The organism is Streptococcus cristatus (assembly GCF_019685515.1).
Taxonomy (GTDB): Bacteria; Bacillota; Bacilli; order Lactobacillales; family Streptococcaceae; genus Streptococcus.
In genome coordinates this window covers 298,695-314,657 of sequence record NZ_JABFFN010000001.1, presented here as the reverse complement: position 1 = coordinate 314,657, position 15,963 = coordinate 298,695, and the positions used below count along the sequence as shown (strand labels likewise).

The window sequence follows — 15,963 nt, the reverse complement described above, 5'->3', positions numbered from 1 at the left end:
GATAAAATTAGTAACTCTCTCACTTAGCGACCAAATTTGTATACTATATTCAGCAAAAATGAATAGTTAAAGACAAAAAAAGGAAGCCACCAAGTGACTTCCTTCTATTGCGAAGACAGATTATTCTTCACCTTTGTTTTTCTTAATGATTTCTTCTTGTACTGACTTAGGTACATCTTCGTAGTGGTCAAATACCATCATGAATGTACCACGTCCTTGAGATGCAGAACGAAGAACTGTTGCGTAACCAAACATTTCAGCAAGTGGAACGTAAGCACGAACAATTTGGCTGTTACCGTGTGCTTCCATACCATCTACACGTCCACGACGAGCAGTTACGTGACCCATAACATCACCAAGGTTTTCTTCTGGAACAGTGATGGTTACAAGCATCATTGGTTCAAGGATAGCTGGTTGTGCAGTCTTAGCAGCTTCTTTAAGTGCAAGAGATGCAGCAATCTTGAAGGCAGTTTCAGATGAGTCGACATCGTGGTATGAACCATCGTAAAGTTTAGCTTTAACGTCAACAATTGGGTAACCTGCAAGGACACCGTTAGCCATTGCTTCTACAAGTCCTTTTTCAACCGCTGGGATAAATTCACGAGGAACCACACCACCGACGATTGCGTTTTCGAATTCGAATCCTTTACCTTCTTCGTTTGGAGTAAATTCAATCCATACATCACCAAATTGACCTTTACCACCAGACTGACGTTTGAAGAATCCACGTGCTTGAGTAGAAGCGCGGAATGTTTCACGGTAAGATACTTGAGGAGCACCTACGTTCGCTTCAACTTTGAACTCACGACGCATACGGTCAACAAGGACGTCAAGGTGAAGCTCACCCATACCAGAGATGACTGTTTCACCAGTTTCAACGTTAGTTTCAACGCGGAATGTTGGATCTTCTTCAGCCAATTTTTGAAGGGCAATACCCATCTTGTCTTGGTCTGCTTTAGATTTTGGCTCAACCATCAATTGGATAACTGGTTCTGGAACGTCGATTGATTCAAGGATGATTTTAGCTTTTTCATCAGTCAATGAGTCACCAGTTGTCGTATCTTTCAAACCAACGGCAGCAGCGATATCACCTGAGTAAACAGTGTCGATTTCTTTACGGCTGTTAGCGTGCATTTGAAGGATACGTCCGATACGTTCACGTTTACCTTTAGAAGTATTCAATACGTATGAACCTGATTGAAGAACACCTGAGTAAACACGGAAGAATGTCAAACGACCTACGAATGGGTCTGTCATGATCTTGAAAGCAAGAGCTGCAAATGGCTCTTCATCAGATGCTGGACGAGTTTCTTCTTCATCTGTATCTGGGTTAACACCTTTGATTGCTGGGATGTCAAGTGGGCTTGGAAGGTAGTCGATAACCGCATCAAGCATCAATTGAACCCCTTTGTTTTTGAAGGCAGAACCACACAATACTGGGAAGAATTCAACATTGATAGTAGCTTTACGGATACCCGCTTTCAATTCTTCGTTAGTGATTTCTTCACCTTCGAGGTATTTCATCATCAAATCTTCATCAGTTTCAGCAACTGCTTCGATCAATTTTTCACGGTATTCTTGTGCTTGTTCAAGATATTCAGCTGGGATATCCTCTTCAAGGATATCTGTACCAAGGTCGTTTGTATAGATTTCAGCTTTCATCTTGATCAAGTCGATGATACCACGGAAATCATCTTCAGCACCGATTGGCAATTGGATTGGGTGTGCGTTTGCTTGAAGACGGTCGTGAAGTGTGCTTACTGAGTAAAGGAAGTCAGCACCGATTTTGTCCATTTTGTTGGCAAATACGATACGTGGAACTCCGTACTCAGTTGCTTGACGCCAAACTGTTTCAGTTTGAGGCTCAACACCTGATTGTGAGTCAAGAACAGTAACCGCACCGTCCAATACACGAAGAGAACGTTGTACTTCAATTGTGAAGTCCACGTGCCCTGGTGTGTCGATGATGTTTACGCGGTGGTTGTTCCATTGAGCTGTTGTCGCAGCAGATGTGATAGTGATACCACGTTCTTGCTCTTGCTCCATCCAGTCCATTTGTGACGCACCTTCGTGAGTTTCACCGATTTTGTGGATTTTACCAGTGTAGTAAAGAATACGCTCAGTAGTTGTTGTTTTACCGGCATCGACGTGAGCCATGATACCGATATTACGAGTTTTTTCAAGTGAAAATTCGCGTGCCATGAGGTTTGTTTCTCCTATTTATTTTTGATTTCTATTCTATTATAACACGATTTTAATAAAAACGGATAGGCAGGACCTACCCGTTCTCAATGTTTATCTTGTTTTTGTTGGTTTCAACTTGTAGACAAGTTGAATTGAACTCGGGCTAAAGTTAGCTAGCCGATTTGAGCCGGAACGGGATGCTGTGTGAAAAAGATAAACTTCCTTGTATTCGTCGAATACTGCGTCAGTTTACTATTTTCACCTTGCATCCTTACCGTTCCTAGCATCATGATTTAGTTGAACTCAAGCTAAAAGTCTGGAGAAAAAGATAAATCTCATTGGTTGCAATCGCAACCCGCTTTGATTCCCTATTTTCTCTGGGACTTTCTTAACGCTTTCGTATCCTATCTTACCAACGGAAGTGTGCGAAGGCACGGTTAGCTTCAGCCATACGGTGAGTGTCTTCACGTTTCTTAACTGCTGCACCAGTGTTGTTAGCAGCATCCAAGATTTCTTTTGCAAGACGGTCTTGCATTGTGTGTTCACCACGAAGACGAGCGATTGTTACCAACCAACGAAGTCCAAGTGTTGTACGACGTTCTGGACGAACTTCAACTGGGACTTGGTAGTTAGATCCACCAACACGACGTGCACGTACTTCAAGTACAGGCATGATGTTTTCCATAGCTGTTTCAAATACTTCAAGTGCATCGTTGCCAGTAGCTTCTTTGATTTGCTCAAAAGCACCGTAAACGATTGAAGCAGCTGTACCACGTTTACCATCAAGCATAACGCGGTTGATAAGACGAGTAACTAGTTGTGAATTGTAAAGCGGATCTGGCAATACGTCACGTTTTGGAGCTCTATTTTTACGACTCATTTCTCTTTATCCCCTTTCCTTATGCTTTTGGACGTTTAGTACCGTATTTAGAACGGCCTTGTTTACGATCGTTAACACCTGCAGTATCAAGTGCACCACGGACGATATGGTAACGTACCCCTGGAAGGTCTTTTACACGTCCACCACGAAGAAGCACCACGCTGTGCTCTTGCAAGTTGTGTCCGATACCTGGGATGTAGGCAGTAACTTCGATAAGGTTGCTCAAACGTACACGAGCGAATTTACGAAGGGCTGAGTTAGGTTTTTTAGGTGTCATTGTTCCAACACGAGTTGCAACACCACGTTTTTGTGGTGAAGAAACGTTTGTTTGAACTTTTTTATGACTGTTGTAACCAACGTTCAAAGCTGGTGATTTAGATTTTTCTACTTTTGATTTACGCGGTTTGCGAACCAATTGGTTAATTGTAGGCATCTACATACTCCTGTATTTTTTTATTTTTGGTGATGATACACTTGGTGACAGCTACCATCTGTGTGTACTTTTGCAACATTTGTCAGCACGTCCCTGTACACTTTTGAGAGACCAAAAGTAAAAAGTACCGTCTATTATTGTAACACAATTTTTCCTTCATTGTCAAGATATTTTTCATTTTTATTCTGATCTTTTAACTCTTTGACACTAGCTTTCACCGCTTTTCTAAACAAAAAAAAGGAGGCAATCTGTCTCCTACATTCTAGTATGGATTTCCTTCGATTCAAGCTATCGTTTCAGAATTTTTTAACCCTTCTTATCAAAGCCAACCAGATTCTTTTGCGATGTTGGCTGCATCTGTTCGATTACTAGCCTCTAGTTTCGAAAGAATATTGGTGACATAGTTTCGGACGGTTCCATTTGATAGATAGAGTTGGTCTGCGATTTCTTGGTTAGACAAGCCCTGAGCGATTCCCTTTAAAACAGCGATTTCTTGCTCTGTCAACGGATTGGGATGCGTCATCACCACCTCCATCAATTCAGGCGAATACTCCTTGCGTCCTTCGAGGACGGTGTGCAAGGTTTGCATGAGATCTGCAATACTTCTTTCTTTTAAGACATAGGCATCCACTCCAGCCTTGACCGCACGTTCAAAATAACCAGGGCGCTTGAAGGTTGTCACCACAACCACCTTTGTTTCTAACTTTTCTGCTCGTATCCACTCCAAGACTTCAAGGCCTGTCTTAACAGGCATTTCTACGTCAAGAATGGCGATATCTACGGACTCCTTTTCTAAAAGTTGGATTGCTTCTTGCCCATCCTTGGCTTGTAAGACAGATTCTACATCTGGTTGAAAGGCAAGCAACTGGCACATGGCATCTCGCAACATACTTTGATCTTCTGCAACAAGTAGTTTCATCTTAGTTTCTCTCCTTATAAGGTAGTCGAACCTGCACTTCAGTCGGCCGCTTCTGACTGATTACCTTTACCTCTCCTGAAAATGGAAGGACACGATCTCGGACTGTATGGAGCTCATCCCCTTTTAGAGAAACAAAGCCACAGCCATCATCTCTCACCGTTAGAATGAGTTCTTTCCCTGTTCGCTCTAATTTTAAGTAAGCTTTCGACGCTTGGGCATGTTTGATAATATTGGTCACTAACTCAAGCAAAATCATGGAAGCAGTTGACTCCAATTCCTGAGTTAGGCTAGCAGTATCTAGTTGATTATCTGTCTCCACCTCAATGCCAGCAATTTCTAACATCTTTTTCACAGTCTCTAGTTCGGATGTCAAAGTTCTAGACTTAAGATTTTCCACAATCGTTCGAACTTCACGCATTGATTCTTTGCTAATTTGCTGTATTTCTCTTAATTCCTTTTCCGCCTGTGGATAAGCCTGCATCTGCAATAACTGTATTGCCAAATCTGTCTTGACACTAAGCATAGCAAAGGTATGACCTAGACTGTCATGGAGATCCTGACCAATACGATTGCGCTCATTTTCAGTCAAGAAAAGATTGAGCTTGGCATTTTGCTTTCTCTTTTCTTCTTTTAGTTCTTCCGTCATCCGAATTCGATAAAGACCAAAAGTAAAGGCATCAGAAAAGATAAAAGTCACCAAGAAAAAGAGCAGTTGCCAGGGGCTAACTTGATTAACCAGATAAATCCCTGTCAAAATCAAGGGTTGCAAGACAATAAAACTGACAAAACGCCAAGAGTGAAAAGAAATCCCATCCAGTTGGTAAACGAGGAGGTTTGATAAATAAAAGATAAACCAAGCGAAGCCCACATTTAACCAGACGGAACTGTAAAAAATGTAGGCAAGCATGATCCACCAAGCCAACCACTGCACAGTTCGATTTTGACTGACTAAAACCGAATAGAAGGCTAGGACAAATATCAAGGTCCATAACAAGGTTAAAAGCGGGTACTCTCCAACGATGACACCCGCTATGGGAAAGATGATAAACACTAACGAAATATGAAACATATAATGAGTGTTTTTTAATTTTTCCAACATAGATTTATTTTACCTCGATCCGTTTTTTCAGCTGAATTACCAGTACACTAAAGAAAACTGTATAGCCTAGTACAACCAAGGCGGAAAGAACATTAAACTCGTGGTGCTCCAAGTAAGCAGAGACGACCTGCATCAATTGATAGGTTGGAGTCAATTTTCCAATGGATTGGAGCCATTCTGGGAAGGAACTCAAAGGGAACCAGAGTCCACCTAGGACAGCCAAAGCAATATAGGCAATATTTCCAATAACCGTCATCAGTTGAGCACTGGGAAGCAGGCTCACCAAGACACCCATGCTGATAAAGACCACGCTTCCGACCAGCAAAATAACACCGATTACTAACCAGTCAAGCCAAGGTAGCGTAACTCCACGGACAAAATGACCAACTGAAAAGACAACTATAATTGATAACAAGAAAGTCAGTAGAGTACTGAACAGTTTTGATACATAGTATTCTACCATAGAAACCGGAGAATGTTGAATCAATTTTTGCCAGTTGTTTGTCTTGTCAGATTCGAGTGTGCTAGGAATACTGAAAAAGGCGCTTGACATGATACTAAAGACCGTCATGGCAAAGAGATAGGCTTGAAGAGCGATTTCTGGAATGTCTGACCCTGACATCATACCAGAAAATATAAGGTAAAACACGCTTGGGAGTCCGATGGATAGCAAGTAGTAGACTGCCTGCCGTTTCATCAGAATGATTTCCATTTTCATGAGACTTGTCATATTTTTCATCGTCAATCTCCTTTAGTCTTGAGTCGTTTCGAAGATACTGTCTAAGAGAGTTCGATTGCGAACTTCAATTTCTTCGATCGTGCAACCTTGTTCTTGCAAGGCTTTCCATACCTGACTGGCTTCTTTGGTGGTGAAGGAAAGAGCATTTTGCTTGATTTCAAGCTCTTGAACCATAGTCAAGGTACTAACAAAATCCTGATAGGTTAGAGGCACCGTAAAGTGTTTTTCTTGTTCTTCACCACGCATGGCATAAGGCGTCGTATCGCGAATCAATTCTCCCTTGTGGAGAACCAAAATGCGGTCAGCCGTATGCTCTACCTCTTCGATATAGTGAGAAGAATAGACAATGGTGACACCATTTTTCTTTAACTGATTGACAATTTCCCAAAAATGCTGACGTGTCGAGGTATCCATAGCAGCAGTTGGCTCGTCTAAAAATAGAATTTTCGGACGACCTATTAAAGCCAACACGAAAGAGAACAAACGTTTTTGCCCACCAGACAACTTGCCCGCTAGCTGATTTTTCTGCTTGTCTGAGAATCTCAGCAAGTCATCAATTTCTTTGTCTGAAAGACTGTCAGGATAAAGTGACTTAAAAAATGATAAAAGTTCTTTCACTTTCAAGCTTTGAACGACTGCATTTTCTTGGGGCAAGACAGAAATAAGCTGCTTTAATCGAGGATCTGTTGGTGCAAATCCTTGAATGACTATCTGACCTGCGCTCATGAACTTGTCGCCCAAGAGGCAATCGATCAAGGTTGTCTTCCCTGCTCCGTTAGGCCCGATCAAGGCGACACATTCACCATCGTTGATTTCAAAGGAGATGTTCCGCAAGATCTCCTTGTCTTTTATTTTCTTACTCAATTTCTCAACTTTAATCACAGTCATGAGATTCTCCTTTCAACCACTTCATTCCCATAGGGAAAACAATGAAAATCATAAATCCAAAACCCCAAGCACCACGAATAAATTGGCGAAGCAAGTTTTGATCAAACCAACCAGTAAACATTTCCACTAACCATACCAAGAGTGACAGGCCGATAAAGAGACAGATGATTGCTTTTTTCATTCCTCAAACTCCTTTTTTACATCTCTGACTAATTTCAAACCCTCTCTGACAAGCCAAGACATCATTCCAAAGCCAGCAAAGAGCTCCCAAGGAAAATGGTAGAAACCCTCGTCCAATCCTGAAAACATGAGATAGGTCATAACTCCTGCTGCTACTAAACTCACTGCGACAATCATTTTATTTTTCATTTCTTCTTCCTCCATTTCATACTTCAATTATAGACTTTTGAAATTGGCGGAGCTAGATGCTTCTGTCACTAGGAAATATGACAAATGTCATAAAAAAAGAAAGCTGCAAAATCAACTTTCTTTTTAATCGATTAAATTTTTATTCTACACTGAAAAGATATGGATATACAGGTTGTTGTCCTTGGTGGATTTCTACTTCTACATCTTCAAATTCTTCTGCGATTTCTTGGGCAATTTCATTAGCAAGTTCTTCGCTTCCGTCTTCACCAACATAGAAAGTCACGATTTCACTGTCTTCGTCCAACATATGTTTCAATGTTTCTGTCAAGGTTTGGTGCATGTCAGGGTTTGACACGAGGATTTTCCCATCAACCATACCAAGATTGTCATTTTCATGAATTGCTAATCCATCGATAGTTGTATCACGAACGGCTGTTGTTACACTACCGCTGATGACATCATCGAGGGCTGCAGTCATACGTTCTTTGTTTTCTTCGATTGATTTGCTTGGATCAAAGGCAAGAAGACTGGTCAATCCTTGAGGAATTGTTCGCGCTTCTACCACAACAGCAGGTTGTTCAAGCACTTCAGCCGCAGACTGAGCCGCCATGAAGATATTTTTGTTGTTTGGTAAGAAGATAATGTTGCGAGCATTGACCTGTTCAACAGCCTTGATAAAGTCTTCTGTTGAAGGGTTCATCGTCTGACCACCTTCGATAACATAATCCACACCTTGAGCACGGAAAATATCTGCTAAACCTTGACCAGCTACTACTGCGATAAGGGCATACTCTTTTGTTTCACTAGGCTTGTTGCCTTGGGTCGCTTCCTTTTCAACTTGCGCTTCGTGTTGGTTACGCATGTTGTCCACTTTGACCTTGATCAAGCTACCATATTTGAGACCTTCTTGCATGACAAGACCTGGATCTTCTGTATGGACGTGAACTTTGACGATTTCATCATCATTGACGACAAGAAGAGAATCCCCTAGGTCATTCAAGTAGTTACGGAATTCATCGTAGTCAAAATCTTTGGCATAAGTTGGACCTTGTTTAAGGGCAACCATAATCTCAGTACAGTAACCAAAAGTGATATCTTCTGTTGCGACATGTCCAGCTACAGACTTGTGGTGCTCTGCATTGATCATTTCACCCATATTAGCTGGAGTTGCTACAAAGTCCTCTGACGCACTGTATTCACCAGTAAGAGCTGATAGGAAACCTTCGTAGATGAAGACCAAACCTTGACCACCTGAGTCCACAACACCAACTTCTTTCAAAACTGGAAGCATTTCTGGTGTCTTAGCCAAAGCTGCTTTCGCGCCTTCCAAGGCTGCACGCATGACCTCAACAGCATCATCTGTCTCCTCGGCTTTTTTCTTAGCCCCAATGGCAGCACCACGAGAAACAGTCAAAATGGTTCCTTCAACTGGTTTCATAACCGCTTTATAAGCTACTTCGACACCAGATTGGAAGGCAAGAGCCAAGTCTTGACCTGTTAATTCATCTTTTCCCTTGATAGCCTGAGAGAAGCCACGGAAGAGCTGAGAAGTGATAACCCCTGAGTTCCCACGCGCACCCATCAAGAGCCCTTTGGCAAGAATGCTCGCTACTTCTCCAACTGTAGAAGCAGGCTTGTCTGCTACTTCTTTCGCACCATTTTCAATGGTCATTCCCATGTTTGTCCCAGTATCTCCATCTGGAACTGGAAAGACGTTTAATGAATTGACATATTCTGCTTGCTTATTCAAACGAGTTGATGCAGCTTGCACCATCTCTTGGAATAAACTGGTAGTAATTTTTGACACGATTATTCTCCTACAACTTTGATATTTTGAATGTAGACATTCACAGTCTGAGCAGTAATTCCTAGTTGATTTTCTAGACTAAAACGAACACGCTCTTGAATGTTTTTTGACACTTCGCTTATCTTTACTCCGTAGCTCAACACGGTATAAACATCAACCGCGATGCTACCATCCTCGGCTGCCTTCACGACAACACCCTTAGAATAATTTTCCTTACCAAGGAGGGCTTGGAAATTGTCTTTGAGGGCATTTTTACTAGCCATACCGACCACTCCAAAAATCTCAGTTGCGGCACCACCTACTACGGTTGCAATCACTTCATCTGTCAGTTCGATTTGACCATCTTTTGTATTAATTTTTACAGTCATTTTTTTTACCTCAACTAGTTGATACTCTATTTTATCATATTTCAGCCCAAGTGTAAAAGCAGAATGCTGTATCGGCGGATATTTACTCTATTTTTCAAATGATTTTATCCATGGAGCAAAAGAAAAAGACCTAAGTGGTCTTTTCATCTTTATTAAACGCGTTCAACTTTACCTGATTTCAAAGCACGAGCTGAAGCCCAAACTTTTTTAGGTTTACCATCGATAAGAACAGTAACTTTTTGAAGGTTTGGTTTTACGGCACGTTTTGTTTGGTTCATCGCGTGTGAACGGTTGTTTCCTGATACAGTCTTACGACCTGTAAAGTAACATACTTTAGCCATTGTGTTTTCCTCCTATTAGATCTAATATAGCGGATGTGCTAGCACCACATACCGTACTATGTTATCACACTTTCTCTATTTTGGCAAGGAAATTCGGAGACTTTTTTTATTTAACGTAAACAACTCCAAGTTTACCAAAAGCAACTTCCCCACGAATAATCAAGGTTTTGTTTGTTGGCGCCACAGGAGCGTCTGCCTTAGCTGCACCAAAGGAGGTTTCTACTTTCAAATCGACACGCCAGTGTTGCGGAACATAGACAGTTGCATTCCCGAAGGCCACTTCAATATTTAAAGTTGCAAAATCACCTAACATCTCTGCATTGTCATAGTAGATTTTAGCGTCCCCAAAAGCGACTTCCACTTGGTCGTCTACAATATCTTGATCTTGCTTATAGAAAGTCCCGCTTCCAAATACGACTTCCTTATCCGTAATGACTGTTTTTTCTCCATTGTACCACCACTTTTTTTCATGCCAGAACTTACTTGAATGCGTCAGATAACCAACACCGAGTACCACTAAGATACTAGCCCAGATGAGAGAATGATTAGGCACCGGCAACAAGTCATAAGCGTAATTTGCAATGATGAGCGCCAGTAAACCTGTAAAAACTGCCGCAGTTAGATGGCGTCTAAGGATGGACTCAATGGACTTATAAGCAAAAAAAACAATTCCTAGCAAAGGCCATATCTTACCATCCAAAGAAGGAATGCCAAAATTTCCTTGCAGCAAGATCCAGGCTGCTAAAACCAATAAAACAATACCAAATGCTTTCTTTTTCATGTCTTTTACCTCATGTTTCTTAGATTTTCTTTTAGGAGGGACTGGTAATGTCGTGACACATGAACCTCCTTGTGGGTCTGATAAAAGGAAATGGTGCCCGTTCCTGAAAAGGACTTGTCCACTGAGTAAATCTGACGGATGTTTGCGATAGTTGACTTGGACACTCGGCTAAAATAGCGAGGCAAGATGGTCTCCAACTCATAGAGTTTGAGACGGACTTCATAGGCTTCTTTCTGAGTGTGGGCGTAGATTTTGCTACCGTCGGTTTCAAAGAAAAGAATCTCTGATAGGTCTAGATAATATTCACCTGTTCCCTTGTAAAAAGTTAACCTCGGAGTTGTCGACTCTTGCAAGAACCGTTGCAAGTCGGCAATTTCATCTGTCAAAGTGGGGGTCTTGATGACAATTTCAGTTTCTTCTAAATTGCCGTCAATCTCAATTCGTAACTTCATCACATCTCCTTTCTGACTCTACTATATCAAAGCTAAGTTAGGAATACAAGGGCAAAAAAGCAAGTGGTCAATTTGAAGCAGTAAGTGGTTGTAAGACTAGCTTAACTTACATGTCAGAATAGGAAGAAAAGGAATCCCCACACCAGACCACAAGCATAGCCAGCGATGACATCCTTGGGATAATGAACACCCCCTAAAACCCTCACCAAGCCCAGCAAAGCTGAAAAGAGCAAACATACTAAACCAACAGGTAGACTAGCATGCAGACTGGCCATGGAGATGATGGTTGCCGAAAAAACATGGCGACTGGGCATAGACTGTCCCAAACTATCCTTGTCAAGTAAGGGGGCAATGTCCCAAGTTTCGTAGGGGCGTGGGTGATTGATTTTCTTACGAAAGAGGGACAAAATGACAAAGCCTGTAGCAGGAACAAGCAAATAGACCCCAACTTGCTGACCAAATCCTAGCTGCAGGTAAGTGGTGACTAGCAAGGTTAGATAGACCAGAGGCATAGCTACTGTCATCAAACGATTAAAACTAAGCAATAGAAATAAAAGGGTTGGATGGCTAGTTAGTTTGGAGCTAACGTTTCTATACCATTCTTGATAATTTTTCATGTATTCTTCTCATTAACACTTTATTTTGGCCTAGAAGTGAGGCGTTTGTCTTCTAGTATAGTGCAGAAAAAGAAGGCCGTCAAGCCTTCTTTTGGTTTATTCTTCTGCATCATCTTCTGTAAATTGGCTATTGTAGAGATCCGCATAGAAGCCACCTTGGGCCATCAGCTCCTCGTGATTGCCTTGTTCGATGATATTGCCATCTTTCATGACAAGAATCAAATCTGCATTACGAATAGTTGACAAGCGGTGGGCGATGACAAAGGAAGTTCTGCCTTCCATCAAACGGTCCATGGCTTTTTGGATCAATTCCTCTGTACGTGTGTCGACTGAGGATGTTGCTTCATCCAAAATCAAGAGTGGTGCATCCTTAAGAAGGGCACGAGCAATGGTTAAGAGTTGTTTTTGTCCGACAGACAAGGTCACTGTGTCATCCAAAAGAGTATCGTAGCCATCTGGCAAAGTCATGATAAAGTGATGGATTCCTACAGCCTTGCTAGCTTCCATCATCCGCTCATCGCTGATGCCCGTTTGATTGTAGATGAGATTTTCCCGAATGGTTCCTTCAAAGAGCCAAGTATCTTGCAAGACCATTGAAAAGGCATCATGCACTTCCGAACGCTTCATGTCCTTAGTATCCACGCCATCGATACGGATACTTCCCTTATCAACCTCATAGAACTTCATCAAAAGATTGACAATGGTTGTCTTACCAGCTCCAGTTGGCCCAACGATAGCGACCTTTTGGCCTGCATGAGCTGTCGCAGAAAAGTCATGGATGATGGTGCGTTCTGGTGTATAGCCAAAGGATACGCGATCAAAGACCACTTCTCCCCTCATGCCAGTCAATTGTCTTTCCTTATGGGATTCATCCTGCATCTCAGCTTCACCTAGAAATTCAAAGACACGTCCCATGGCTGCACTGGCTTGTTGCAAGCTGGTAATCCCTTGAGCAATTTGTGATAAGGGTTGTGAGAAGGTACGAACATAGACCATAAAGGCTACAATAACCCCGATAGTGATATGCCCTTTTAGAGCAAGCGCGGCCCCAACGATGATGACCAAAACATAGCTAAAATTCCCAACAAAGAACATGGCTGGCATCATGATACCAGAGATAAACTGAGATTTCCAGATGCTGTCGTGCAAGTTCTGATTCAAACCTGCAAATTTCGCTTTAGAGGTGTCTACTGCGTTGTAGCTCGTTACAACATTGTGTCCCGAATACATTTCTTCTACATAACCATTGACAGCCGCCAAGTTGTTTTGCTGAGCTCTAAAGTACCCTTGTGACTTAGCCATAATTACGGAAACTGCCGCAAAACCAACAAGCGTAGAAACAACCGTTACCAGAGCTAAAATCCAGTTCATGCTAAACATGGTCACCAAAACAGCAATCAACAAGAAGCTAGCTGAGAGTACTGTTCCCAAACTTTGATTGAGAGATTGAGCGGCCGTATCAACGTCATTGGTCACGCGCGAAAGGGTATCTCCTTGAGAATGACGATCAAAATAGCCAAGGGGCAAACGATTGATTTTTTCAGCAATTGCCGTCCGCAAGCGTTTTGAAAAATGTTGGATACTTGTTGAAAAGATATAGGCCTGTGTATAGTTAAGGATAGCACCAAGTACATAGAGAATCACTAAAAAGCTAGCAATACTTGAAACAGCCTCTAGGTCAATTCCCGTCATCAAACCATCTGAGATTAAGTTGGTGATTTCTTTTATCTTAGTCGGTCCATAAACCGTGATGATGCTTGAACATACAGCTGCTACAACCGCTACTAGTAGGGGAAGTTGGAGACCTGCTAGAAAAGGTTTAGAGTGTTTCCAAAAAGACATTTTCTTATTTTCCATGTTCCAATTCCTCCTTCGATAGTTGTGAGTAGGCAATTTCTTGGTAGACTTCATTGGTAGCTAGAAGTTCCTTGTGGGTGCCTTGCCCCACGACTTTACCTTGATCCAATACTAAGATCAGGTCGGCATCCATGATGGTAGAAATCCGCTGTGCTACGATGAGCTTGGTCATAGATTTTGTTTTCTCTGCTAGCTCTTGGCGCAAGATCCGGTCTGTCTTGTAGTCCAAGGCTGAGAAAGAGTCATCAAAGATAAGAATCTCTGGCTTACGAGCCAAGGCACGCGCAATGGCCAAACGCTGTCTTTGACCTCCTGAGAAGTTGGTTCCGCCTTGGGCTACTTCAGAGGCCAGACCTGCTTCCTTATCCTCGATAAAGTTTTTAGACTGGGCTAATTCCAGAGCTTGCCACATAGCAGCTTCGCCTAGAGGAGTTTCTTTGCTCTTACCAAAATCTAGATTGTCCTTAACATCTCCTGAGAAGAGGACTGCTTTCTGCGGAATATAGCCAACCTTATTGCGCAAGTCTACCAAGTCGTAATCTTGCACATTAACACCATCTACTAGAATTTCTCCCGCGGATACATCGTAAAAACGAGGTAGTAGGTTGACCAGAGTAGATTTACCAGAACCAGTTGAACCGATAAAGGCCACAGTTTGACCCGCTTCTGCTTTGAAAGTGACATGTTCCACGACTGCTTCAGAGTTTTTAGAGTAGCGGAAAGTCACATCACGAAATTCCACTTGTCCTTGAACTGAAGGGTCCGCTGTCTGTGCATGACTAGGATTTTCAATAGAAGAATGCAAATCCAATACTTGATTGATACGTCCTGCAGAAACCAAGGTACGAGGAAGAACGATAAAGAGTGCTCCCATGAGAAGGAAGCCCATCACGACCTGCATAGCATAGGACATGAAGACCACCATATCACTAAAGAGTGGCAGACGTTCTGCCAAACTTGCATCGTTGATGATATAGGCACCAATCCAGTAAATGGCTAAGGTCAAACCGCTGGAAATCGCCATCATAATAGGGTTCATAATCGCCATCAATCGATTGACAAAGAGATTGAGACGAGTCACCTCATCATTGGCTTCTTCAAATTTCTTATCTTGGTAATCCTCGGCATTATAAGCACGAACAACCCGAATCCCAGTCAAACTTTCGCGAGTGATGCTATTGAGTTTATCTGTCAATTTTTGAATGACAGATTGTTTTGGAAAGGCTAGAGTAATGAGAACAGTGGTCATCAAGACATTGACAATGACGGCCACCACTACTGCCCAGAGCCAGTATTCCGACTTCCCAAGGATTTTTCCAATGGCCCAGATGGCCATGATAGGCCCACGAGTCACTACCTGTAAGCCCATAGTAAAGAGCATCTGAACCTGCGTAATATCATTGGTCGTTCGAGTCAAAAGACTGGGGATTGAAAAACGTTTGATTTCCGTTTGCGAAAAATCTAGAACACGATTAAAAATATCTCTTCGCAAGTGAGTCGTGTAAGACGCTGCAACACGAGAAGCAAAAAATCCAACTGTTACAGAAGACAGAAAGGCTAGGAGAGATAAGCCCATCATCTTGGCAGCAGGAGACCATAGTTGTCCTAACTCCGTACCCGGTGTTCCAATCAATTCTGTTATTTCTGAAATGTAGGTCGGTACCTCTAACTCGAGATAGACCGAGAAACAAGTGAAAAGAACAGTGAGTAGGATCATCCCCCACTCTTTTCCTGTAATACGTTTAGCAAGTTTCTTCATTCTCTCCTCCTATTCTTTCTACATTAGCTTGTAGTTGTCCGAGAACTTCTTCAAAAACGGCTAGCTTTTCCTTTGAAATTCCTTCCAGTAGGCCACTGGCAATCCGATCAAAAAGCGCCTTAACTTCTTGCATCTGAGATCGTGATTTATCGGTCAAACGAACAAGTTTTGCTCGTTTATCACTTGGACTGGCCTCTAACTCGACTAAATCATTTTGTACCATACGCTTGACCAAGTTGCTTGCAACTGACTTGGTGATATTGAGTTCTGTCTCAATATCCTTGATAAGCGTTAATTCCTGATCATGCTCACGACGATCTAAAAACTGCAGGACCTGTCCTTGCGGTCCCCCCATAAATTCAATACCGCAACGTTTGGCTTCTTTCTGCAACATCAGGTGGATCTGGTACCCAAAACGTTTAAAAATCAACAACGATTTGTCCATGATTGCTCCTTTCTCACTATTAAAT

At 42.2% G+C, this 15,963-nt stretch carries 18 protein-coding genes; all 18 read right to left on the bottom strand.

What is annotated here, in order from left to right; genetic code table 11:
- Positions 1-120 precede the first annotated feature (120 nt).
- Positions 121-2,202 carry an elongation factor G gene (gene fusA, locus FOA33_RS01575; RefSeq protein ID WP_000090342.1) on the bottom strand — a complete coding sequence of 694 codons (2,082 nt, stop codon included), beginning with the start codon at positions 2,200-2,202 and terminating at the stop codon, positions 121-123.
- 391 nt (positions 2,203-2,593) lie between these two features.
- A complete protein-coding gene (gene rpsG / locus FOA33_RS01570) occupies positions 2,594-3,064 on the bottom strand; it encodes a 30S ribosomal protein S7 (RefSeq protein ID WP_000087873.1) in 471 nt (156 codons plus the stop codon).
- 19 nt (positions 3,065-3,083) lie between these two features.
- Positions 3,084-3,497, bottom strand: a complete 414-nt coding sequence (gene rpsL, locus FOA33_RS01565; RefSeq protein WP_001142332.1) for a 30S ribosomal protein S12 — start codon at positions 3,495-3,497, stop codon at positions 3,084-3,086.
- A 319-nt stretch (positions 3,498-3,816) separates the two neighbouring features.
- Positions 3,817-4,416 carry a response regulator transcription factor gene (locus tag FOA33_RS01560; RefSeq protein WP_221160410.1) on the bottom strand — a complete coding sequence of 200 codons (600 nt, stop codon included), beginning with the start codon at positions 4,414-4,416 and terminating at the stop codon, positions 3,817-3,819.
- Between the two features lies 1 nt (position 4,417).
- Positions 4,418-5,515: a sensor histidine kinase gene (locus FOA33_RS01555; protein ID WP_221160409.1), complete on the bottom strand. Its 1,098-nt coding sequence runs from the start codon at positions 5,513-5,515 to the stop codon at positions 4,418-4,420.
- Between the two features lie 4 nt (positions 5,516-5,519).
- Entirely contained in the window at positions 5,520-6,254 is a 735-nt protein-coding gene (locus FOA33_RS01550; protein WP_221160408.1) for an ABC transporter permease, read from the bottom strand.
- Between the two features lie 12 nt (positions 6,255-6,266).
- A complete protein-coding gene (locus FOA33_RS01545) occupies positions 6,267-7,142 on the bottom strand; it encodes an ABC transporter ATP-binding protein (protein WP_221160407.1) in 876 nt (291 codons plus the stop codon).
- Positions 7,129-7,323: a hypothetical protein gene (locus tag FOA33_RS01540; protein ID WP_221160406.1), complete on the bottom strand. Its 195-nt coding sequence runs from the start codon at positions 7,321-7,323 to the stop codon at positions 7,129-7,131. The genes FOA33_RS01545 and FOA33_RS01540 overlap by 14 nt, the downstream gene beginning before the upstream one ends.
- On the bottom strand, positions 7,320-7,526 hold the full coding sequence (locus FOA33_RS01535; protein ID WP_000390701.1) for a hypothetical protein: 207 nt from the start codon (positions 7,524-7,526) through the stop codon (positions 7,320-7,322). Before FOA33_RS01535 ends, FOA33_RS01540 begins: the two co-directional genes overlap by 4 nt.
- 124 nt (positions 7,527-7,650) lie before the next feature.
- Positions 7,651-9,318 (bottom strand): DAK2 domain-containing protein, encoded by a 1,668-nt coding sequence (locus tag FOA33_RS01530; protein WP_221160405.1) that lies wholly within the window; start codon positions 9,316-9,318, stop codon positions 7,651-7,653.
- A gap of 2 nt (positions 9,319-9,320) precedes the next feature.
- Complete coding sequence (locus FOA33_RS01525; protein ID WP_000216438.1) at positions 9,321-9,686, bottom strand: Asp23/Gls24 family envelope stress response protein; 366 nt, start codon at positions 9,684-9,686, stop codon at positions 9,321-9,323.
- A gap of 152 nt (positions 9,687-9,838) precedes the next feature.
- Positions 9,839-10,027, bottom strand: coding sequence for a 50S ribosomal protein L28 (gene rpmB, locus FOA33_RS01520; protein ID WP_001140948.1), 189 nt, complete (start codon positions 10,025-10,027; stop codon positions 9,839-9,841).
- Between the two features lie 106 nt (positions 10,028-10,133).
- Entirely contained in the window at positions 10,134-10,808 is a 675-nt protein-coding gene (locus tag FOA33_RS01515) for a hypothetical protein (RefSeq protein WP_007518606.1), read from the bottom strand.
- A gap of 5 nt (positions 10,809-10,813) precedes the next feature.
- Positions 10,814-11,260 carry a LytTR family DNA-binding domain-containing protein gene (locus FOA33_RS01510; protein ID WP_061853165.1) on the bottom strand — a complete coding sequence of 149 codons (447 nt, stop codon included), beginning with the start codon at positions 11,258-11,260 and terminating at the stop codon, positions 10,814-10,816.
- Between the two features lie 113 nt (positions 11,261-11,373).
- Positions 11,374-11,877, bottom strand: a complete 504-nt coding sequence (locus tag FOA33_RS01505) for a phosphatase PAP2 family protein (RefSeq protein WP_221160404.1) — start codon at positions 11,875-11,877, stop codon at positions 11,374-11,376.
- A 96-nt stretch (positions 11,878-11,973) separates the two neighbouring features.
- The gene (locus tag FOA33_RS01500; protein WP_007520699.1) at positions 11,974-13,734 is read right to left on the bottom strand and encodes an ABC transporter ATP-binding protein; all 1,761 of its coding nucleotides are present in this window, start codon (positions 13,732-13,734) and stop codon (positions 11,974-11,976) included.
- A complete protein-coding gene (locus FOA33_RS01495) occupies positions 13,724-15,493 on the bottom strand; it encodes an ABC transporter ATP-binding protein (RefSeq protein ID WP_096421641.1) in 1,770 nt (589 codons plus the stop codon). Before FOA33_RS01495 ends, FOA33_RS01500 begins: the two co-directional genes overlap by 11 nt.
- On the bottom strand, positions 15,477-15,938 hold the full coding sequence (locus FOA33_RS01490; RefSeq protein WP_007520703.1) for a MarR family winged helix-turn-helix transcriptional regulator: 462 nt from the start codon (positions 15,936-15,938) through the stop codon (positions 15,477-15,479). The genes FOA33_RS01495 and FOA33_RS01490 overlap by 17 nt, the downstream gene beginning before the upstream one ends.
- Positions 15,939-15,963: the final 25 nt, after the last annotated feature.

Coding starts and splice junctions, on each gene's coding strand:
- FOA33_RS01495 (WP_096421641.1), bottom strand. CDS start 15,493: ATGAAGAAACTTGCTAAACGTATTACAGGAAAAGAGTGGGGGATGATC.
- FOA33_RS01500 (WP_007520699.1), bottom strand. CDS start 13,734: ATGGAAAATAAGAAAATGTCTTTTTGGAAACACTCTAAACCTTTTCTA.
- rpmB (WP_001140948.1), bottom strand. CDS start 10,027: ATGGCTAAAGTATGTTACTTTACAGGTCGTAAGACTGTATCAGGAAAC.
- FOA33_RS01555 (WP_221160409.1), bottom strand. CDS start 5,515: ATGTTGGAAAAATTAAAAAACACTCATTATATGTTTCATATTTCGTTA.
- FOA33_RS01560 (WP_221160410.1), bottom strand. CDS start 4,416: ATGAAACTACTTGTTGCAGAAGATCAAAGTATGTTGCGAGATGCCATG.
- rpsL (WP_001142332.1), bottom strand. CDS start 3,497: ATGCCTACAATTAACCAATTGGTTCGCAAACCGCGTAAATCAAAAGTA.
- rpsG (WP_000087873.1), bottom strand. CDS start 3,064: ATGAGTCGTAAAAATAGAGCTCCAAAACGTGACGTATTGCCAGATCCG.
- FOA33_RS01540 (WP_221160406.1), bottom strand. CDS start 7,323: ATGAAAAAAGCAATCATCTGTCTCTTTATCGGCCTGTCACTCTTGGTA.
- FOA33_RS01535 (WP_000390701.1), bottom strand. CDS start 7,526: ATGGAGGAAGAAGAAATGAAAAATAAAATGATTGTCGCAGTGAGTTTA.
- FOA33_RS01490 (WP_007520703.1), bottom strand. CDS start 15,938: ATGGACAAATCGTTGTTGATTTTTAAACGTTTTGGGTACCAGATCCAC.
- FOA33_RS01550 (WP_221160408.1), bottom strand. CDS start 6,254: ATGAAAAATATGACAAGTCTCATGAAAATGGAAATCATTCTGATGAAA.
- FOA33_RS01510 (WP_061853165.1), bottom strand. CDS start 11,260: ATGAAGTTACGAATTGAGATTGACGGCAATTTAGAAGAAACTGAAATT.
- FOA33_RS01515 (WP_007518606.1), bottom strand. CDS start 10,808: ATGAAAAAGAAAGCATTTGGTATTGTTTTATTGGTTTTAGCAGCCTGG.
- FOA33_RS01505 (WP_221160404.1), bottom strand. CDS start 11,877: ATGAAAAATTATCAAGAATGGTATAGAAACGTTAGCTCCAAACTAACT.
- FOA33_RS01545 (WP_221160407.1), bottom strand. CDS start 7,142: ATGACTGTGATTAAAGTTGAGAAATTGAGTAAGAAAATAAAAGACAAG.
- FOA33_RS01525 (WP_000216438.1), bottom strand. CDS start 9,686: ATGACTGTAAAAATTAATACAAAAGATGGTCAAATCGAACTGACAGAT.
- fusA (WP_000090342.1), bottom strand. CDS start 2,202: ATGGCACGCGAATTTTCACTTGAAAAAACTCGTAATATCGGTATCATG.